At 70.8% G+C, this 20,244-nt stretch carries 14 protein-coding genes; 8 read left to right on the top strand and 6 right to left on the bottom strand.

Annotated features, from left to right (window positions below; translation table 11 throughout):
- The first annotated feature begins 56 nt into the window (after window positions 1–56).
- The gene (locus ACIP89_RS16640) at window positions 57–938 is read left to right on the top strand and encodes a hypothetical protein (RefSeq protein ID WP_402115433.1); all 882 of its coding nucleotides are present in this window, start codon (window positions 57–59) and stop codon (window positions 936–938) included.
- A gap of 183 nt (window positions 939–1,121) precedes the next feature.
- Here the strand turns inward: ACIP89_RS16640 and ACIP89_RS16635 are convergent, their stop codons facing one another.
- The 3 genes from ACIP89_RS16635 to ACIP89_RS16625 all read right to left on the bottom strand — a co-directional run bounded on the left by ACIP89_RS16635 (window position 1,122) and on the right by ACIP89_RS16625 (window position 3,407).
- Window positions 1,122–1,328 (bottom strand): DUF397 domain-containing protein, encoded by a 207-nt coding sequence (locus ACIP89_RS16635; protein WP_024491268.1) that lies wholly within the window; start codon window positions 1,326–1,328, stop codon window positions 1,122–1,124.
- A 225-nt stretch (window positions 1,329–1,553) separates the two neighbouring features.
- Window positions 1,554–2,423: a helix-turn-helix transcriptional regulator gene (locus tag ACIP89_RS16630; protein ID WP_073737232.1), complete on the bottom strand. Its 870-nt coding sequence runs from the start codon at window positions 2,421–2,423 to the stop codon at window positions 1,554–1,556.
- A gap of 261 nt (window positions 2,424–2,684) precedes the next feature.
- Window positions 2,685–3,407, bottom strand: coding sequence for a GPP34 family phosphoprotein (locus ACIP89_RS16625; RefSeq protein ID WP_024491270.1), 723 nt, complete (start codon window positions 3,405–3,407; stop codon window positions 2,685–2,687).
- A 194-nt stretch (window positions 3,408–3,601) separates the two neighbouring features.
- Between ACIP89_RS16625 and ACIP89_RS16620 the strand changes: the two genes are divergently transcribed.
- The 4 genes from ACIP89_RS16620 (at window position 3,602) to ACIP89_RS16605 (ending at window position 9,274) form a co-directional block, all read left to right on the top strand.
- Window positions 3,602–6,154 (top strand): D-alanyl-D-alanine carboxypeptidase, encoded by a 2,553-nt coding sequence (locus tag ACIP89_RS16620; RefSeq protein WP_402115544.1) that lies wholly within the window; start codon window positions 3,602–3,604, stop codon window positions 6,152–6,154.
- A 292-nt stretch (window positions 6,155–6,446) separates the two neighbouring features.
- Window positions 6,447–8,255: an MFS transporter gene (locus ACIP89_RS16615; RefSeq protein WP_402115431.1), complete on the top strand. Its 1,809-nt coding sequence runs from the start codon at window positions 6,447–6,449 to the stop codon at window positions 8,253–8,255.
- A gap of 99 nt (window positions 8,256–8,354) precedes the next feature.
- Entirely contained in the window at window positions 8,355–8,873 is a 519-nt protein-coding gene (locus ACIP89_RS16610; protein WP_402115430.1) for a hypothetical protein, read from the top strand.
- Window positions 8,870–9,274 carry a winged helix-turn-helix domain-containing protein gene (locus ACIP89_RS16605; protein ID WP_402115428.1) on the top strand — a complete coding sequence of 135 codons (405 nt, stop codon included), beginning with the start codon at window positions 8,870–8,872 and terminating at the stop codon, window positions 9,272–9,274. The genes ACIP89_RS16610 and ACIP89_RS16605 overlap by 4 nt, the downstream gene beginning before the upstream one ends.
- A gap of 298 nt (window positions 9,275–9,572) precedes the next feature.
- On the opposite strand, the gene ACIP89_RS16600 is transcribed toward ACIP89_RS16605, so the two are convergent.
- Both ACIP89_RS16600 and ACIP89_RS16595 read right to left on the bottom strand, forming a co-directional pair.
- The gene (locus ACIP89_RS16600; RefSeq protein WP_402115427.1) at window positions 9,573–12,284 is read right to left on the bottom strand and encodes an FG-GAP-like repeat-containing protein; all 2,712 of its coding nucleotides are present in this window, start codon (window positions 12,282–12,284) and stop codon (window positions 9,573–9,575) included.
- A gap of 659 nt (window positions 12,285–12,943) precedes the next feature.
- Entirely contained in the window at window positions 12,944–13,585 is a 642-nt protein-coding gene (locus ACIP89_RS16595) for a TetR/AcrR family transcriptional regulator (RefSeq protein WP_402115425.1), read from the bottom strand.
- A 178-nt stretch (window positions 13,586–13,763) separates the two neighbouring features.
- Between ACIP89_RS16595 and ACIP89_RS16590 the strand changes: the two genes are divergently transcribed.
- The 3 genes from ACIP89_RS16590 to ACIP89_RS16580 all read left to right on the top strand — a co-directional run bounded on the left by ACIP89_RS16590 (window position 13,764) and on the right by ACIP89_RS16580 (window position 17,849).
- On the top strand, window positions 13,764–15,245 hold the full coding sequence (locus tag ACIP89_RS16590; protein WP_401927133.1) for an APC family permease: 1,482 nt from the start codon (window positions 13,764–13,766) through the stop codon (window positions 15,243–15,245).
- Window positions 15,245–16,357 (top strand): alcohol dehydrogenase catalytic domain-containing protein, encoded by a 1,113-nt coding sequence (locus ACIP89_RS16585; RefSeq protein ID WP_401927131.1) that lies wholly within the window; start codon window positions 15,245–15,247, stop codon window positions 16,355–16,357. Before ACIP89_RS16590 ends, ACIP89_RS16585 begins: the two co-directional genes overlap by 1 nt.
- A 157-nt stretch (window positions 16,358–16,514) precedes the next feature.
- On the top strand, window positions 16,515–17,849 hold the full coding sequence (locus ACIP89_RS16580) for an NAD-dependent succinate-semialdehyde dehydrogenase (RefSeq protein WP_401927129.1): 1,335 nt from the start codon (window positions 16,515–16,517) through the stop codon (window positions 17,847–17,849).
- A 34-nt stretch (window positions 17,850–17,883) separates the two neighbouring features.
- Here ACIP89_RS16580 and ACIP89_RS16575 read toward each other — a convergent pair whose 3' ends face one another.
- Window positions 17,884–20,103, bottom strand: a complete 2,220-nt coding sequence (locus ACIP89_RS16575) for an MMPL family transporter (protein WP_402115423.1) — start codon at window positions 20,101–20,103, stop codon at window positions 17,884–17,886.
- Window positions 20,104–20,244 lie beyond the last annotated feature (141 nt).

Below are 20,244 nucleotides of genomic sequence, written 5' to 3'. Positions count from 1 at the left end.
TCTTCTGACGGGGCGTCAGAGTAGGTGGCTCCGGCGGAGTACGGAAGGGGAACGGCATGAGCGAGGAATCACGGGACGAGGCGGCGGGCGGGGCGCCGCGGGACAGCGGGACGCGGAGCGACACCTACGCGGAACTGGCCGCGCTGGGACCGTACGGGGTCCGTCCCGGCCACGCGCTGATCACCATGGTGGAACCGCACCCGGGGCACGAGTACGCGTACAACCGCTGGTACGAGGACGATCATTACTACGCGGGCGCGATGGCCATGCCCTGGATGTCGGCCGGGCGGCGCTGGGTCGCCACCCGCGAACTCCAGAAGCTGCGGTACCCGGAGAAGTCCGCGATCGCGACACCGGTCGGCGCCGGCTGCTACCTGTCCACGTACTGGGTGACGGAGGGGCGCTACGACGACCACATGAAGTGGACCGTCGGGATCAACAAGCGGCTGAACCGGGACGGCCGGGTCTACCAGGACCGCACCCATGTCTTCACGGCCTTCCAGGACCACGAGGCGACGGTCTACCGGGACGGCGCCGCGGGCCCCCGCGACTTCCACGCCCTCGACCATCCCTACCGCGGGCTGGTCCTGGAGGTGATCGACGCCGAAGGGCCCCAGCAGCGGTCCGAGTTGCTGGAGTGGCTGCGCTCGCGGCATCTGCCGAAGCGGCTGAGCGGGTCACCCGCGGCGATGGTGACGGTGTTCCGGCCGACGCCGCTGCCGGGCGACCGGATGACGTACGTGAAGCAGGTCGAGGGCGTCGACACCCGGCTGACCCTGCTCTGGTTCCTCCAGGAGGAGCCGGGGCCGTGCTGGGACGAACACTTCACGGGGCTCGACGCGGCGGTCGCGGAATCGGGCCTGGGGCGGGTGGAGCTGGTGGCACCGTTCATCCCGACCGTGCCGGGCACGGACCGCTACGTCGATCAGCTGCGCTGACGTTCATCGGCTGCGCTGGATGGTCGTATCCATGTCCATCGGTAGTGCTTCCCACGGCCTCGCGGTGAGCCCCCTCGGCCAGGACGGCGAACCGGGCGAGAGGGCTACCCGCAGCACCGGGGTCGGCGCGGCGACAAAGCGTGGGAACTCATGCGTGGGAACTCATGCGTGGGAACGCACCGGTCAGGCGTCGAGCGCACCCTTGGCGACGTCGCGCACGAACGCGTTCCAGGCGCCGGGGACGAAACCGATCGAGGGGCCCTCGGGGACCTTCGAGTCACGTACGGCGATAGCGCGCACGAGAGGGGACCTGACTTCGACGCAGGCGCCGTTGCCCCCGGAATACGACGACTTCGTCCACTTGTCCGTAGCACCCTGACGAATGGCCATGTTCACTCCGGTTCAGAGAGTTGTGTGAGTGGCGCCAACGATGTTCAGCTGGCGTGATCGACGCTACTCGTCAAGTCCCTTGCGTGAAGGGGCCGTTCACTCGACCGGATGGTATATGCCATGCGGGTCTTCCATTACGAGGCGGCGGCGGTGTACCGTGCCGCCGCCCCACTCGTCACATCACTTCTTCTCTCTCGGTCCGGGGATTCTCTCTCGGTCCGGGGCTCAGGACGGGTCCAGCCGGGTGTAGCTCTTCGCGATCTCGTCGATGAAGATCCGGGTCTGCTCCACGTTCAGCGCCTGCGCCCGAAGGTGCTCGTACATGACGCTGTACAGCTGGACGTCGTTCGCCTTCTCCAGATAGAGGTCGCTGGTCACTCCCTCGATGTAGACGACGCTGGAATCCGCGGCGTCGGGGAATTCCAGGATGGCGTACTGCCCGTTGATCCCGGGGTGGGCGCCCATGTCGAACGGCAGCACCTGGACGGTCACGTGCGGCAGGTGAGACAGCTCGACCAGGCGTTCCAGCTGCTCGATCATCACCTGCTTGTCGCCGACCAGCCGGCGCAGCGCGGACTCGTCGATCACCGCCCACAGCCGCAGCGGGTGCTCGGGAGAGTTGATCCGGTCCTGGCGGCGCGAGCGGACGCTCACGCGCTTGTCGATATCGGTCTGCGGCGCCTCCGGCAACGCGCCCTTGATCAGCGCCTCTGCGTACTGCCGGGTCTGCAGCAGGCCCGGGATCACCTGCGGTTCGTACACCCGCAGCGATTCGGCATCGGTCTCCAGACCGATGTAGACGCTGTACGGGATGTCACCGAAGGCATGCCACCAGCCCTGCTGGCGGGAGTCCTTGGCCATCTGCATGAGTGAGTCGACGACCCGGACGTCCTCGACCTCGTACACCCCGCAGAGGTCCCGGACATCGCGCTGGCTGATGGAACGGCGGCCGTTCTCCAGGCGGCTGATCTTCGACTGCGAGACCAGCAGTCGCTCCGCCACCTCTTCTGCGGTCATACCCTTGATCTCGCGCAGGCGGCGCAATTCCTGACCCAACCGGCGTCGTCTGACGGTGGGATTGACGTTGGACGGCACGGAAACGGCACCTCCGGCTATGTAGCTGTGCGTATCTACTGCTCAGCAGATTGCCACCCGGGCCCCCGGCCGCGCTGGAAAACGCACACACGCAGCGGCGCGGGGCAGCCGGTGGTACCGGCTGCCCCGCGCTTGGTGCGGCTCCCGGACCGGGTCTTTGGGGGACGTCGGTGCGGCGGTATTCGGTTGTTGCGGTGATGCGGTGTGTAGCAGTGTGCTGCGGTACTGCTGTGCGGGTGCTGCGTCGGCGCTCGTGCCGCCCTAGTGGGCCGCGGTGTGCGCCATGCTGTCGCGACGTGACTGCGACTGTGCTTGCGGTTGCAACGGAACACCGGCCGCCTGGTTGCGGCGCGGCTGTGCGACCGCCCCGTTCTGGACGTCCATGACGGCGTGCGCCACGAGACCGCCCATCGGGTCGTGTCTGATCAGATCCCGGAGCCGGGAGCGCGAAGAGCGCCCCTCGTTCCCGGGGTACAGGTGCTTGCCGAGTCCGACCGCGTGGGCCAGTGCGGCGAGCGCCGCGGTCCGCGGGTCCGGCGGTACGCCGGTGCGGATCGCGCTGTCCAGCCGGGCCTTGATGTCCCGGCTGATTGCCGTGTCCGTCGCCTGGTAGCGAGTTGTCGGCAGCACTCCGCACATCTGGCCCGCCACGGCATGCACCATGCCGCACCGCTCCAGATGAGCGAGGTAAATCTGACGAAGCCCCAGTCGGGGTCCGCCTATCCAGTGGACGGCCCGGACCGGGCTGCCGCGTCTGCGCAGCAGTTCCAGTGCGGAGTCCAGAGTCGGATCTCCTGTCGGCCGTGGCATCACCACGGCGATACGATCCCCGTCAGGGGCTATCCGTCCTGCCAGGGCCAGCTCTACTAGCTGGGCTCCGGCGAGGCCGAGGTCGAGCGACTGCGGCTGCGCTGTGGTACCCGTGGTCGGGTCCAGAGCGAGCAACAGAAGCTCCTCCGGAATTGTTCTGCGGCTCCTGCCCATCCATGCCTCCCCGCGTGGATGAGTGACAGGGTGACCCCTCTCACATCTGTCTGTCGAGGGTGCCTGGGTGCTTTGTACTGGAACCAGTAGGTATGTCGTTCTCGTCTAGCAGCTCAGCCGAGGGTTCACACGGGACACTGGTAGATGGTTCGGACAGCGCGGGGATGTCCCCGTGCCGCATGGAGGAGGCATCGGTGGCGGGCGAGTCCCCCGACAAGTCGGAGCAGCGGAAGTCGTCGGGAACGGCTCGGAGCGAGCACGATCCGCGGCTCTCGGTGTTCCGCGAACCCGCCGCACCGGCGGAGTCCGGCGGCAGGACGGACACGGCGACGGCCGTCTTCGGTACGCAGCGGTCCGAGTCACCGGCCGGTGGCGAGCCCGTGGCCGAGTCCGCCGCGGGTGCGGTGGATGCGGCGAAGACCCCCGGAGGCCCTGGGAGCCCGGTAGAGGCCCCTGAGGCCGCGTCGCGCGCCCCGGAGGCGCCCGAGGGGCCCGCGGAGCCGGAGGAGCGCGCAGGGGGCGCGGAGGGCGCGGAGCCCGCGGAGGGCGACGAGCCCGCTGGGGCGGCCGACGCGGCGGGGGTCGATGCGGCAGTGTCCGATGCGGCGGAGCGGGAGGACGCGGCTGCCGAGCCGGGGAGCGATGCGGCGGAGCCGGAGCCGGAGCCCGCGGAGGGCGATGCGCGGCTGCGTGCGGCGGTTGCCGCCTGGGTGTCGCCGGACGGCGAGGGACCGGACGGCGAGGCTGACGGCGGTTCGACTGCCGGCGGGCCGTCGGCCGAGGAGCCTGCGGCGGAAGCCGATGAGCAGGCCGATGAGCAGGCCGAGAAGCCCGCCGAAGAGCCCGCCGAGGACTCGGCCGGGCGCTCGGACGCGACCGCGGAGAGCGAAGCACGCGTACCCCGGACCCGCGAGGAGTCCGAGGAGAGCCCCAGCTCAGAGCCCGATGGGAACGCCGGGGACGGCGGGGACGACGAGCCCGAGGCCAAGCCCGACGAGGACTCCGACGCGAAGTCCGCCGAAAAGCCGAAGCCCGAGGCGAAGTCCGACGCGAAGTCCGACGAAGACTCAGACGCGAAGTCCGAGGCGAAGTCCGACGCGGAGCCCGGTGTCGATCAGGCGACGGCCGTCTTCAAGGCGCCCAAGCTGCCCCGCGTCGACCAGCCGACGACCACGCTGAAGATCAACCCGCCGTCAGCCGCGAAGCCGAAGCCCGGGTCAGAGGCGGACTCCGCCCGGACGTCCGAGCCCGAGTCCCCCGCCGAGCGGACCAGCAAGTTCGTACCGCTGCGCGCCGACGACGTACGGCCGGCCCCCGCGCCGCGCAGCCCCGAGGCGTCCGCCCCGGAGTCCGGCCCGGACCGGCGGTCCGGGAACACTCCCGCGTGGGGCGCCCAGCTGCCGCCCGGTGACGCGTCGCTCGGTGGTGCCGAGCGGACCAGGCAGCAGCCGATGCCGCCCAGGCCGCCGCTCGACCTGCTGGCCGAGCTGACGAACACCCCGCCGCCGCCGGAGACCCCGGTCCGCACGGCCGTGCGGAGGGTCAAGATCTGGACGCCGCTGGTGCTCCTGCTGCTGATCGCGTTTGCAATCGTGCAGATGGTGCGTCCGCTGCCGGAGCCCGCGCTCGTGATGTCGGCGGAGTCGACGTACACGTTCAAGGGCGCGGACCTGAAGCTCGACTGGCCCTCGCAGGGGCAGTCGGCGGTCAGTGTGGACGGTGTCGGTTCGATCGGCTCCGCGGGAGCGCAGAAGCCGGCGCCGATCGCCAGTGTCGCCAAGATCATGACGGCGTACGTGATACTCCAGGGCCACCCCCTCGCGGGGAAGGATCAGGGCGAGAAGATCACTGTCGACCAGCAGGCGGAGGACGAGTCCAAGGCCGAGGACGAGTCCAAGGTGCCGATCAACAAGGGGCAGCAGTTCACGGAGAGGCAGATGCTGCAGCTCCTGATGATCCCCTCGGGCAACAACGTGGCCCGGCTCCTCGCCCGCTGGGACGCCTCCTCCGAGGCCGCCTTCGTCACCAAGATGAACGACGCGGCCAAGAAGCTGGGCATGAGCCACAGCACGTACACGGACCCGAGCGGTCTGAAGAAGACGACCGTCTCCACCGCCGACGACCAGCTCAAGCTGGCCGCCGCCGTCATGAAGAACGAGGTGTTCCAGGGGATCGTCGACACCCCGCAGATCAAGATCGACGGGATCGACACGACGATCTACAACAACAACACCATCCTGCTGGAGCCGGGTGTGAGCGGTATCAAGACCGGCTCCTCCACCCCGGCCGGCGGCAACCTGGTCTGGTCGGCCAACACCGTCGTGGACGGCAAGAAGCTGTGGATCTACGGTGCGGTCATGGGGCAGCAGGCGGGAACGGGCCAGCCGTACGACAGCCTGGTGATGTCGCTGTCCAACAGCCTCAAGCTGATCAAGGGCGCGCAGGAGGCCGTGGTCTCCGCCAAGGCGGTCCACAAGGGTGATGTCGTCGGATATGTGGACGACGGGTTCGGCGGCCGCACCCCGCTGGTCGCGACCGCGGACCTGAAGGCGATGGGCTGGCAGGGACTCAAGGTGGAGCTCTCCGTGACGGGCAACGGCAAGGAGATCTCGCGCACCATGAAGGCGGGCACGAAGGTCGGCGTGGTGACGGTGGGAACGGGCAGCGGCCGGGTCAGCGCGCCCGTCGCCCTTCAGCAGGATCTGACGGAACCGGGCTTCGGCCAGAAGCTCACCCGCGTCAGCTGACGGCAGAAGCCCACCCGGATCAGCCGGCGCCGGTCAGCTTCTGACCGGACGCGGCGGACGGCGAGGGCGAGAGGGCGAGGACGGACCCCCGGGAGGCGCGGCCCCCTGTGCTCACGTGACGTGGTTCACGCGGGCGCAGGGGGCCCGAACCTTTCCGGCCGACGTCAGAGGCTGCGTGCTAGCGTCCCAGGGGCAACGCGTGTATCCCGGAACGCGTTTTCCGGCACTGACGCCCACGCTGCCAGCAGGCCGGCGGTTCCACCGCGTCCGGGGAAGGACGGGGAGAGTCGCAGTGACCACTGCTGAGCCGACACGGGCGAAGAGCAGCGAAGGCCGGGGACGGGGTCCTGGCGGGGAAACCGTGCCGGAGGGCGCCGGCCGGTTCGACGGTTTCAAGCGGCGTTGCGCACGCCATCCGGTCCTCCTGACGACCGCGGTGGCCGCGGTGGTGCACATCCTCTGGTTCTTCTTCTTCGCGAACAGCGGCGGAGACATCGCGGCCCAGGACGCCTGGGCCGAGTTCGTCGGCCGGCACCCCGGTACCGCGTACAACCTGGCCTGGTACGGGGGGATGCACCCCGTCTCGTACAGCGTCGTGTCGCCGTACCTGATGTCGGTGCTCGGCGTCCGTACGACGATGATGATCGTCGGTACGGTCTCGGCGGGGCTGACCGCGCTGATCCTGGTCAGGGTGCGGGCCGTCCGCAATCCGATCGCGTGCTCGATGGCCGGTGTCTTCGCGTACCTGTGCAACGCGATGTCGGGCCGGGTGACGTTCGGCCTCGGCATGATGTTCGCGGTCGGTGCGGTGGCGGCGGTGTTCTGCTGGCCGTACCGATGGCGGTACAAGCGGTGGGCGAAGGCGGCTGTCGCCGCGCCGCTCGCCGGGCTCGCGACCGCCGGCAGCCCGGTGGCCGGGCTCTTCCTCGGTGTGGTCGCGGCGGCCCTGTTCCTGAACAAGCGCCGCCCCGGTGCGTACGCGCTGGGGCTGGCGCCGGTCGCGGTGGTGGCGCTCTCCGCGTGGCTGTTCCCGTTCTCCGGTACGCAGCCGATGTCGATCGCGACGCTGTCGCTGCCGTTCGTCTTCGCGGCCCTGGTGTTCTTCCTCGTGCCGCGCGACTGGAAGACGGTACGGACGGCGGCCGCGGTCTACGGCATCGGGACGCTGCTGACGTACGTCGTGGACTCGCAGATCGGCTCGAACGTGTCGCGGATGGCGATGCTGTTCGCCGGGGTGGTGCTGCTGGCCGCGCTGCCGTACGCGCAGCCCCGCTCCCGGCGGTGGTACGCGCTGGTCCTCGCGTTCGCCGGGCTGAACTTCTGGATCGGGTTCAAGGGCGTGGACGACATAGTGCGCACCGCCCCCGACGCGTCCTGGGCGCGGTCGCTGGCTCCGCTGGTCAACCAGCTCCAGACGGTCGGTGCCGAACGGGGCCGGGTCGAGGTGGTCCCGCCGAGCAGCCACCGGGAGGCCTCCGCGCTGGCTCCGGTGGTGAACCTGGCCCGTGGCTGGAACCGGCAGGCGGACATGGAGCGCAACCCGCTCTTCTACGACGACACCCTGAACGCCGTGAACTACCGGCAGTGGCTCGACCGCTGGGCCGTGCACTACGTGGTGCTTCCGCAGGGCGATCCCGACTCCAGCGGCGCGGTGCAGGAGACGGAGCTGGTGAGCAAGGGGCTGCCGTACCTGAAGCCGATCTGGTCCAACTCCAACTGGCGGCTCTACTCGGTGGACAGCCCGGTGCCGCTGGCCGACCCGCCGGCGACGGTGGACGAGGCCGGTGCGGGGGAGCTGACCATCCATGTGAAGAAGGCGGGCCGGGTGCTGATCCGCATCCCGTACTCGCGGTGGCTCGCCGTCCTCGACGAGGAGGGCCGCAGCGTGGAGCGGCCCCAGGAGACGGAGGAGTCCAAACGCCGCGAGGACAAGGACATCCCCAGGGACTTCGTCAACGCGAACGGCTGCCTGATCAAGCTGGACGAGGACCAGTACGGCGACGAGTGGACGGAACTGCTGGCACCGCGCGCCGGCGTGTACCGGCTGGGCGCGCCGTACCAGCTGTCGCCGGGGACACCGTGCCCGGAGGAGCTGCGCTGACGGGAGCGGCGTCCACTTTCCACCTCGGAAAGTTCATGCCATCATGGCAAGCGCCAGGCCGTCCGTGTCGGGTGTCCTCGGGAAGGATTCGGTGTGCCCATGTCGTCGTCGCTGGAGAACAAGTCCGCGCTCCCGGAGGGCGGTGGCGGGGCGACGGTGCGTGCCGAGGACGCGCTGAAGGGTGTGGAGCGGGCCAGGGAGCGGGCTCGGCTCAAGGCCGGGCTGGCTCCCGCGTGGTACGGACCGGCCGCGGCGGTGACTCTGGTGCTGCCGAGCGTGGTGCAGGCCTGGAGCCGTGGCAGGGGCGGCTGGGCGACGGCGGCGGCGCTTCTCGTGTCGCTTCTCGGGCTCGCGGCCGTTTTCGTGCTCGTCCGGGCGGCGAGGCGGGCGGCGGGAATACGGGTGACGTGTTCCCTCTCCTCACGGCTGAGCCGGAGCCGGATCGCGCTTCCGGCCGTCCTGGCGGCTGGCCTGGTGGCGGGCGGCTGTTGCTGGGCGTCGGGGGCCGGGGCGGGCACGACCCGGATCACGGCGTTCGCCGTATGGGGGCTCGGGGTGTGGGGCGTATGCCTCGTCCGTAACGCGGCGATCGCTCGCGCGCTGAGAGATCTCGGGTGAAGGACGATCCGCCGGGACAGGAGCGGGCCGCCCTGGACGAGGCCATCCACCACCCGACCCGGCTGGCCGTGGTCGCCTTCCTCTCCGCGTGCGACGAGGCGGACTTCGCCGCCGTCCGCGACGGCTGCCAGGTGTCCGACTCGGTCCTCAGCAAGACCGCGTCGGCGCTGGAGGCCGCCGGCTACCTGCACGTCCGCAAGGGACACGTCGGCAAGCGCCCCCGGACCTGGCTGTCCCTCACCCCCGCCGGCGAACAGGCCCTGGCCGGCCACATCGCGGCGCTCCAGAACATCGTGACGACGGCCCGGACCGCGGCCACGGCCGCCCGGGGAGCGGAGGGGCCGGCGGAGCCGGTGGAACCTGCGGAGCCGGTGGCGCGACCGGTGCCGTCCTCCGAGTGAACGGCTTCTGACACCGGGAGTGCGCGCAGACCGTCGCGAGGCCTGACGTCGCGCGGGCGCCCCCGACGCCGTGCCCCATCAGCGGATACGAGCGGCCCCGGGTCCGTCCGGTCCGTCAGGTCCGTCCGGTCCGTCAGGTCCCTCCGGTCCGTCCGGTCCACGAACGTACGTGGACCGGCACGCGGCGGCACGTCGCGGCGGTACGCGGAGGGGCCGGTGCCCGGCGGTTGTCCGCCGGGCACCGGCCCCTCCGTCAATCGTCCGCGTTGTCAGGGCCTCGGCGTGACGGCCCCGGCCATCACGGTGCCAGCGTCTGGCCGAGGTGGGCCGCTGCCGGGGTGCCGAGGTTGGAGCGGCCGTAGTAGAGGGCGCTCTTGGCGGAGATGCCCGCGCTGCCGCTGTCCAGCTGGAGGAAGACGCCGTCGCCGGCGTTCTCGCCGTCCGCACCGATCGCCAGGTCCGCGCGGCCGTAGCCGGACAGGTCCTGGAGGAGCACGGAGGATCCCAGCCGGTCACCGGACTCCGTGTCACCGGAGACGTCGGGTGTGTCCTGGTTGTAGGTGACCGAGCCGGTACCGGAGATGCCGGCTGAGGTGCCCTTGAAGAGGATCACCGCGCCGGCGTCCACCCGGCTCACGCCGGCACGGGTGATGTCCTCGTTCGGGGATCCGGCCATGACGTCCGCGTACCCGTCGAGGTCGTAGTCGCCGACTGCGACGGAGGCGCCGAGGTCGTCGCCCGTCTCGCCGCCGCCCGGTACATCCGCGGAATCCTGTCCGAGAGTGATCGCGCCGGTCGCGGTGAGGCCGGTCGTCGTGCCCTTGAGCAGGGTGATCGTGCCGCCCTTGGCGGTGGTACCGGACTCGGTCGTGCCGGGCTGGCCGACGACCAGGTCGTCGATGCCGTCGCCGGTGACGTCGCCGGCGGCCAGGGAACGGCCGCCCTTCGCGGAGAGGATCCCGACGCGCTGGAGCCCGCCGGAGGAGCCCTTCAGCCACAGGACACGGGAAATGCCGCTCGGGTCACGGAAGTTGACCGCGGCGTCCGCGTAACCGTCCCGGTTGAAGTCGCCGGTGGCGACGGCCGCGTAGGAGACGGCCGCCGTGTAGGCGGTGGTGTTCAGGTATCCGGACGTGGCGGCGCCGGTGCCGGAGTCGTACGACCACCAGCGGCCGGGCACGCCGGGCGCGACGGAGAAGATGTCGGACTTGCCGTCCGCGTTGAAGTCACCGGTGGCCACGGAGGTGCCGAGTGCCTCACCGGCGGCGCGGGTCGCGGTCGCGGTTCCGTACGACGTGCCGGTGTCGAGCGCGGGGCCGTACAGCACGGAGACCAGGCCCGAGTCGGCGTGGCCGCTGGTGTCGTCCTCGCCGGGCGAGCCGATCACGAGGTCGCCGTATCCGTCACCGTTGACATCGCCGTACGCGTTGGACGCGCCGAAGAAGTCACCGGACTCGCTGCTGCCGGGGACGCCGGGGCTGTTCTGGTCGATGATCCTCCCCGCGGAGGCGACCGGGCCGTCGTCGCCGCCGGGGACGACCGTGAGCGAACCGGCGCCGCTGCCCGTCTGCGGAGTGCCCGCGACCAGGTCGGTCACGCCGTCACCGTCGAAGTCCGAGCGGGTGAGGGCATGCGAGACGCCGGGCGCGGCGGCGAGGGTACGGATCAGCGGCAGCTTGCCGTACAGGGCGTCGCCGGGGCACAGCGTGGCGTTGGTGTCGCGGTGGCCGAAGACCCGGGGCAGCGTGATCGAGTCGCCCTCGGCGACCTTGTTGCCGTCCTGGCCGAGCGGTGAACCGGACACCAGGGTCACGTCGGAGCTCGGGCTGATGCCGTACATGCCGAACTTCCAGGCGACGACCCGGGAAATGGCCTCCAGGCCGGCCCGGGTCGCCTTCATCGTCATGGTGTTGCCGATGTAGGAGATGCCGACCGTGTTGGTGTTGAAGCCGACGTCGTGGGCGCCGATCACCGGGAGGTCCATGCCGCCGCTGCGGCCCTCGAAGATCTGGCCGCAGCGGTCGACGACGAAGTTGTAGCCGATGTCGTAGTAGCCGCGGGCGAAGTGCTCCTGCTGGATGGTGCGCATCCGGGCCCGCGACTGGCTGCAGGGGACACCGTTGTCCTGGTCGACGCCGGTGTGGTGGACGACGGCCGCCTTGATCTCCTGACCGTATCCGGGCGTGCCGTCGTAATCCGTCGAGGCACCCCACTGTGCCTGGGTGATGATCGGCGGCTTGACGACGGTCGAGGGCAGCGGAGCGGGAGCGGTCGGCGACGGAGAGGTCGTCGGGACCGGGGGGTCGGTGGGTGAGTCCGTCGGGACCGCGGGGCCGGTGGGCGAGGGAGTCGGGGTCGCGGGGTCGGTGGGAGGAGAGGTGGCGTCCGCGGGTACGGGCGTGTCGGTGCCCGTGTCCGACGGGGGCGGCGTGGCGTCCCGCGCGTACCCGGCGGGCTTCGCGGCCCCCGCCGGGTCGGTGCCGGGATCGAGGAGTTTCACGTCCATGCCGGACGGGAGCGCGGAGGCGGAGCCGTCGGCGGCGACCACCCGCACCTCGACGCCGTCCGAGGGCCCGGTCCACACCGCGGAGGTGCCGCCGCGGGTCGCCGCGTCCTCGGCCTCCCTGCCGTCGGCGGAGAAGGGGTCGTCCGGCAGTGTCTGCCAGCCCGACCACTTACCGGTCCCGGCCCCCTTCGAACGTATCTGGGCCGTCCCCTCGATCTTCGCGTCCGGGTCCGACCAGGTCAGCAGGGCGGCGCTGTACTCCTTGGTGCTCTGCTTCGGCAGTCCCTTGCGCCCGGCCCCCTGGCCGGCGAGCTCGACCGTGCGCACGGCCGCGGCCCGCGCCCGGTGGTCACCCGTTGTCGTACCGCCGGCGGGACCGGAGGCCGGACCGGAGGTCGCGTAGGCCGCCGACCCCGCTCCGCTCAGGACGAGGATGCCGACAGTCAGGAGCGCCCTTCTCCGCAGACCCAGCGGTCTGTGCGTGTGCTTCTTGCGCGTGCTCAATTCCCCACCCCATCGGTTCGTTCATGGTCACGTGAGTGCTGCAAGTCTTCTTTCAGGTCCCAGAGTTCAGCGTCTTCGAATCGCGGAGCGTCATACCCGGAAGCAGGTCCGGCCCGGCTGCCGGGCGCGGTGGCCTGCGAGGAACGGCGTCAGCCGCTGGTCGGACGCGGTTCTCAGTGCCTAAGCCTTGACGGCGGTTTACGTTGCCGCCCGGAACGCCCCGGACGCCGCGGTGTTCGCCGCCGGGACGCAGGCCAAGAGGTTCGCGGTGGTGCCGATGACGGCCCAGGCCGCCCGTGATCTCAACATCAGTCCCCCCGGGGATGCCGAATTCGCGCCGCGATCCCACCAGGTGTGGCGTGGAGCCCGCGGCTGGAAGGCCTTTCTATCGGACGGCTCTGACATCGGGCCCGGGTTTTTCCACTACGGAGTCGAATCGGTCGGTCCATCACCCGGTCCGGCTGCGGAATCTGGTCGCAGCACGACGGACCGCCCCGGAGCGGACTCGCTACCACGCGCGGACCCGGGAGACGGTGACAGGGCTGCTCCACACGTCCCGCCGCACGTCTGAATCCCTCGCCGGTATGGCCACCTGGACCGGTCTGTGGACCGCTCACACATCCCCGCCCGTCGCTGGACGGGGCAGCGGTGGGCGGGGGTCAGGGCAGGCGCAAGCCGCCGGCCGGCAGGCCCAGTTCCGCTTCCGCGAGTGTGCGGGCGAGGTTGGTGAGGGGGTCCATGCGCCGGTCGGCGCTGGTGTTGATGTACGCGCTGGCGCCGTCCACGACGGCGAGGATGCGTACGGCGGATGCCCACGGATCCTCGCAGCGGAACGACTGCTCCCGCACGCCGCGCGTGATGATCTGCTCGATGCGGTGGCACCAGCGCAGCTCCTGGCTCACCACCTGGTCGTGCAGCACGGGGCGGTAGCGGGACAGGTGCCGCGCGTTGATCCAGAGCTTGCTCACGTTGTCGAACTCGGTGTCCGAGATCAGGGTGAAGAAGCGCTGGAGGGTACCCAGGGGGCCGCCGTTCCCGGCCTCGGCGGCCGCCGCCTCGGGCAGCAGGCCGTCCAGCTCCGCCGTGGTGGCGCTGGTGAACGCCTCGGCCACGAGTTCCTCGACCACGGGGAAGTAGTGGTGGATGAGTCCGGACTGGACTCCGAGGCCGTCCGCGATCCGCTGTCGGGTGACGCACTCCAGGCCGTCCTCAAGGCCGACCCGCGCGGCCGCTGCCACGATCTCGCGCCGGCGTTCGGCCGCCGCTTTGCGGACTTGCCTCTCAGGACCCCTTGACGTCATGGCGAGGATGCTATTGGCTGTGCAGCCAAATAACAATTGGCTCTACAGCCAATAAATGGACCGCCGCTCGAACGGCTGCCGTGGTAACAGCCCGTATCGGGTAGGAACGGCAGGCCGGCGACGGCCTCCACCGTGTGAGCGCCGCCGAACGCGCGCCCAGCAATGCCAGGAGACGAACGTGGACCACAACCGCGCCGATGCCGGTGATCTGGCGGAATACGGCTACGAACAGGAGCTCAGACGCACCCTGTCCGCATGGGCCGTGTTCGCTCTCGGTTTCGCGACGATCTCCCCGGTGGTCGGCATCTACGCCGTCGCCCAGCTGGGGTTCGTCTTCGCCGGCCCCACCTGGATCTGGGCCGTCGTCGCCGCTTTCCTGGGGCAGCTGCTGGTCGCCACGGTCTACGCCGAGCTCTCCTCGCAGTTCCCGATCACCGGCGGGGTCTACCAGTGGGTCCGCCGGCTGGGCGGACCCCGGCTGGGCTGGCTGGTGGGGTGGATCTATCTCGCCTCGGCCATCGCGTCCCTGACCACCGTGGCCTACCTCGGTTCCAGCTGGCTGCACATGCTCTTCAGCGACTCGGCGCTGTCACCGGTGACCCATGTGCTGCTCGGCGTGGTCTTCATCGCCGTGGCCCTGGGCATCAATCTGCTCGGCGTCAACCCGGTCAAGCACTTCCTCAACGCGGGCATCGTCGCCGAAGGCGTTGTCTCCATCGCCGTGAGCGTGTTCCTGCTGCTCTTCGCACGGCACCACGGCTTCAGCATCCTGTTCGACACCCTGGGCGCGGAGTCCGCCTCCGGCGGGTCCGTCGTCGCCGGGTTCGTGACGTGTCTGGCCGTGGCCGGCTGGGCCTTCCTCGGGTTCGACGCGACCACCCAGGTCGCCGAGGAGACCGAGCAGCCGCGGCGCAGCGTGCCCCGGGCTCTGCTGCGCAGTTACGTCTTCGTGGCGTTCACGGTGCTGCTGACCTCGATCGCGGTGACGTTCGCGCTGCGCCGCCCCGAGGACGCCGTCTCCGGGAAGACCGTGGACCCCGTCTTCGACGCGGTGACGCAGGGCCTGGGCAGCTGGAGCGGGAAGCCGTTCATCGTCGTCGTCCTGGTCGCGTTCTTCGCCTGCGCCATCTCGATCCAGACCTATATCGGGCGGGCCGTCTACGCCTTCGCGCGGGACCGGCAGCTGCCCTGCTCCGCCCAGCTCGCCAAGGTCGGAGAGCGCCAGATCCCCTGGGTCTCGCTCACCGTGACGGCCGTCCTCGCCGGGCTCGGCCTCCTGCTCGGGCTCAACGGCAACGCGGCGGCCACGCTGATCTCCTTCGGATCCGGTGGCTTCTACTTCATCTTCCTGGCGGTCGCCCTCGTCGCGCTCGTCGCACGCCTGCGCGGCCGCTGGAATCCGGCGGAGGGCCAGTTCCGCCTGGGCCGGGCCGGTCTGGTGATCAACGTTCTCGCCGTGGTGTGGCTGCTGTTCGAGGCGGTCAACATCGCCTGGCCCCGCGCCGAACTCGCCCCGCCGTCGGGCAGCTGGATCCAGGTGTGGGCCGTGGTGCTGGTCTTCTCCGCGCTGCTCGTCGTCGGACTGGTCTACGTCGCCGTCGCCAAACCCCACACCCGCCTCACCCCCAACAAGTCGACCGAGGAAGTCAAGGCTCTCTGATGTCCGCGCACCTCTCCACCGCCACCGCCCCCGCCCTGGTCCACGACTCCGTGGCCGGACTGCACACCCGCGAGATCTCCCACCGGCCCGCCGGACCCGGCGAGGTCGAGATCGACATCCGCGCCGCCGGGGTGTGCCACTCCGATCTGCACATCCTGACGGGGGACTGGCCCAGCGACCGCCCCCTCGTCATGGGCCACGAGGCCGCCGGCGTGGTCACGGACACAGGTGACGGCGTCGGCGCGGTGAAGGCGGGCGACCACGTCGTCCTCTCCTGGTTCGCGCCCTGCCGCCGCTGCCGGAAGTGCCTGGCCGGCATGGCCTGGCTGTGCACCGGCACCCAGGCCGTGGCGAACACCCTGCCTGACGGCACGACACCCATCACCGACGGACAGGGGGAAGAGGTCTGGCCCTTCCTGGGACTCGGCGCGTTCACCAGCCGGGTCGTCGTTCCCGAATCTGCCGTGGTCAAGGTCCCCGAGGAGCTGCCGTTCGGCATCGGGGCCCTCCTGGGCTGCTCCATCTCCACCGGCATCGGCGCGGTCCTGAACACCGCCGGCGTGCGGGCCGGCGAGTCCGCGGTCGTCGTCGGCGCCGGAGGGGTGGGCCTGTCCGTGGTGATGGGGCTGCGCCTGGTGGGGGCCGATCCCATCATCGCCGTCGACCTCTCGCCCGAGCGTCTGGCCGCCGCCGAACGCTTCGGGGCGACGCACACGCTCGACGCCGCCACGACCGATGTGGCCGCCTGGTGCCAGGAGGAGCTCGGTGGGGTCGACTACGCCTTCGAGGCCATCGGCAGCCCGAAGGTCATCGAGACTCTCCCGGGCATGCTCACCTCCGGCGGGGCGGCCGTCCTGGTCGGCATGGCCGCCGACGGCGCGACGGGCGCGTTCAACCTCTTCGACCTCGCCGACCAGGGGAAACGCATCCTCGGCTGCAACTACGGCTCCAGCGTCGGCGCGATCGACATCCCGAAGCTGGCCCGCCTCTACCTGGCCGGCCGGCTGCCGCTGGACGAGCTGATCGGCAAGGTGCGCCCCCTCAGCGAAGCGGCCGCCGCCTTCGAGGACCTCAAGTCCGCCGTGGGGGCCCGCACCATTCTGGAACCGTAGGACTCCGCAACGCCGCCCGCTGCGGGACTCCGCAGTACCGCCCTCGCGGCTCGTACCGTAGGTGCCGCGACGCCGGCCGCACGGCACACCAGCGAGCGAGGCCGGCGCCGCGACCCCCTGCTACCGCTCCTCGCCCCTCGCACACCCTGGAGACCTGATGTACGCCGTCACCGACCCGTCCACCGGCACGACCACGCAGACCTACCCGACCGCCACCGACGCCGAGATGGCCGCGGCCGTCGACGCCGCCCACGCGGCCACCGCCTGGGGACGGAGCACCTCCGCGGCCGAGCGTGCCGCGCTGCTGCGCCGGCTCGGGGACCTGCACGCGGAGCACCGGGCCGAACTGGCGGCGGGCATCGTGCGCGAGATGGGCAAGCCGCTCGAAGAGGCGGAGGGCGAGATCGACTTCTGCGTCGACATCTACCACTACTACGCCGACCACGCCGAGGAGTTCCTCGCCGACGAGGAGCTGTCGGTCACCTCCGGACCCGGCCACGCCGTCATCCGGCGCAGCCCGGTGGGTGTTCTGCTCGGCATCATGCCGTGGAACTTCCCCGCCTACCAGGTCGCCCGGTTCGCCGCCCCGAACCTCGCCCTGGGCAACACCATCGTCCTCAAGCACGCCCCGCAGTGCCCTGCCACCGCGGCACTGCTTGAGCGGCTGGTGACCGAGGCGGGCTTCCCCGCCGGCGCGTACGTCAACGTGTACGCCACCAACGAGCAGATCGCCGACGTGATCGCGGACCCGCGTGTCCACGGTGTGTCCCTGACCGGCTCTGAGCGGGCCGGTGCCGCCGTCGCGGAGACCGCCGGGCGGCACCTGAAGAAGGTCGTCCTCGAACTCGGCGGCTCCGACCCGTTCGTCGTGCTGTCCGCCGACGACCTCGACTCCGTCGTGGACGCCGCCGTGTCCGCCCGCCTCGACAACACCGGCCAGGCCTGCAACGCGGCCAAGCGGTTCATCGTCACCTCCGGTCTCTACGACACGTTCGTGGAGAAGTTCACCGCCGCGCTCCTCGACCGCCAGTCCGGGGCTCCCCTCTCCTCGGTCGCCGCGGCCGACACCCTGGAGCGCCAGGTGGCCGCCGCCGTCGCGGAAGGCGCGACGCTGCACACCGAGGGCGAACGCCGCGGCGCCCACTTCCCGGCCGGGGTCCTCACCGGCCTCACCACCGAGCACGCCACCGCACGCCAGGAGCTGTTCGGCCCGGTCGCCACGGTCTTCCGGGCGGCCGACGAGGAGGACGCGGTGCGGATCGCCAACGACACCCCGTACGGCCTCGGTTCGTACGTCTACACCACCGACCCCGCACAGGCCGCCCGCGTCGCCGACGGCATCGAGGCGGGCATGGTGTTCATCAACGGTGTCGGCGCCGAGGGCGCCGAGCTGCCCTTCGGCGGCATCAAGCGCTCCGGCTTCGGCCGCGAGCTCGGCCGCCCGGGGATCGAGGAGTTCGTCAACAAGAAGCTCATCCGCACGGTGGCGTAGTCGGGGGCGGGCCCGCGGCGAATCCGGACGCGGGTCAGTACCGGCTGGTGTACTGCGGCGTCGTGTCCTTGGCCCGACGGTCTGCGTCCGGTGCGTGCCGGGCGAGCTTTTCGCCTTCGATGTCGACGTTGGGCAGGATGCGGTCGATCCACCGGGGCAGCGTCCAGGCGCGTGTGCCGAGGAGTGCCAGGGCGGCGGGGACGATCGTCATGCGGACGACGAAGGCGTCGAAGGCCACGGCGATCGCGAGGCCGAAGCCGAGCGACTTGATCATGGCGTCGTCGCCTCCGACGAAGCCGGCGAACACGGAGATCATGATGAGGGCCGCGGCCGTGACGACCTTCGAGCTGTGCTCGAAGCCGGTCGTGATCGCGGTGCGGGCGTCGGCGCCGTGGACGTACGCCTCACGCATGCGCGTCACCAGGAACACCTGGTAGTCCATCGCGAGGCCGAACACGATGCCCACCATGAGGATCGGCATGAGGCTCATGATCGGGCCGGTCTGTTCGAGGCCGACCAGGTCCTTGAGCCAGCCCCACTGGAAGACGGCGACGAGCGCACCGAGCGCGGCCAGGACCGACAGGAGGAAACCGAGCGCCGCCTTCACGGGGACCATGACGGAGCGGAAGACCAGGATCAGCACGAGGATCGCCAGTCCGACGACGAGCGCCAGATAGGGAAGGATCGCCGCGCTGAACTTCGCCGAGATGTCGATGTTCAGTGCGGTGGAGCCGGTCACCATGGACCGGGCGCCGGTGGACGACTCGGTGTCGGCGGCCAGCGAACGGATGTCGCCGACGAGCTCCTTGGTGGCGTCGCTGCTCGGCCCGCTCTTGGGGACCACCGTGATGATGGCGGTGTCGCCGGCCTTGTTGAAGGCGGCGGGCGACACGGACGCCACGTCCGGGAGCCCGGCGACGGCCTTGCTCATGCCGGCGGCGGTGCTGCGGGCGGTGTCAGGGTCCCGGTCGTCGACGGTCAGGGTCAGTGGGCCGTTGAAGCCGGGGCCGAAGGAGTCGGCCAGGATGTCGTACGCCTTGCGCTGGGTGGAGGAGGCGGGCCTGGAGCCGTCGTCCGGGAGCCCGAGCTTGAGCTGGGTGGCGGGCAGGGCGACGACGCCGAGAGCGACGACCGCGAGCACCAGCACCCTGACCGGCCTGCGCAGGACGAAGGCGATCCAGCGGTTGCCGGCCGCCTCGGGGGCGGCGGCCGGAGCCGGAGTGCGCGCGGGCTTCTTACGGGCTCTGCCCAGGACCCGCTCCCCGGCGAACCCCAGCAGCGCCGGCACCAGGGTGACGGCCACGAGAACGGAGACGACGACAGCCCCGGCGGCGGCCAGGCCCATGGCGGTGAGCATGGGCAGGTTGACCACGGCCAGACCGGCGAGGGCGATGACGACGGTCGCGCCGGCGAAGACGACGGCTGAACCAGCGGTGCCGTTGGCCCGTGCCGCGGCTTCCTTCGCGTCGTAACCGTCCGCCCGTTCGGAGCGGTAGCGGGAGACGATGAACAGTGCGTAGTCGATCCCGACGGCGATACCGAGCATCGACGCGAGCGCCGAGGTGTTGCTGTTGAGGTCGAAGGCCGCGCTCACCGCCGTGATGGCCGTGGTGCTGACGCCGACGCCCACGACGGCGGTGATCAGGGGGAGGCCGGCGGCGATGAGGGACCCGAAGGTCATGACCATGATGACGGCGGCGAGGGCGAAGCCGATGGCCTCCGCGGAGTGGCCGCCCTCCGGGGCCGCGAGCGCGTCGCCGGACGCCTCGACCGTCAGCCCGCCGTCGCGGCCCACGTCCAGCGCGGCGTCGATCCCGGTGTGATCGGCGTCGGTCAGGTCCGCTGCGGCAGCGGTGTAGTTGACCTGGGCGTAGGCGGTGGTGCCGTCCGCGCTCACCGCCTTGGTCGCGAACGGATCGCTGACCCGGCCGATGCGGGAAGAGGAGTTCTTGAGGTCCTTCAGTGCCGCTTCGGCCGCTGCCTTGTTCTCGGCACCGCCGATCTTCTGGCCGTCGGGGGCCCGTAGTACGACACGTGCGGACGCGCCTTCGGCGTTGGCGGCCGGGAACTTCTCGCCGAGGAGGTCGAAGGCGCGCTGGGACTCCGTGCCGGGCAGGGTGAAGCTCGAATCGGCCGAACCCGAGGTGCCGGCCGCGCCGGCGCCGACGGCGCCCAGGACGACGGCCCACAGGAGGACGACCAGCCGGCGCCGCCGGAAGGCGAACTGGCCGATCCTGTGCAGGAGAGTTGCCATGAGGGTGTGACTCCGTTTGGAAGGAAGGTGTTCGGTCGGCGGGCATACGCGGCGTGAACGGTGGTCGGCGTGGGTGCCGAACCGGGGCACCTGGCGCTGGGCGAGGGCTGGGCGAGGTGCGTCGCTCCTCGCTCAGCGCTT

It is taken from the genome of Streptomyces sp. NPDC088730 (assembly GCF_044751215.1).
Classification (GTDB): domain Bacteria; phylum Actinomycetota; class Actinomycetes; order Streptomycetales; family Streptomycetaceae; genus Streptomyces.
This window is presented reverse-complemented; position numbering and strand designations above follow the sequence as displayed.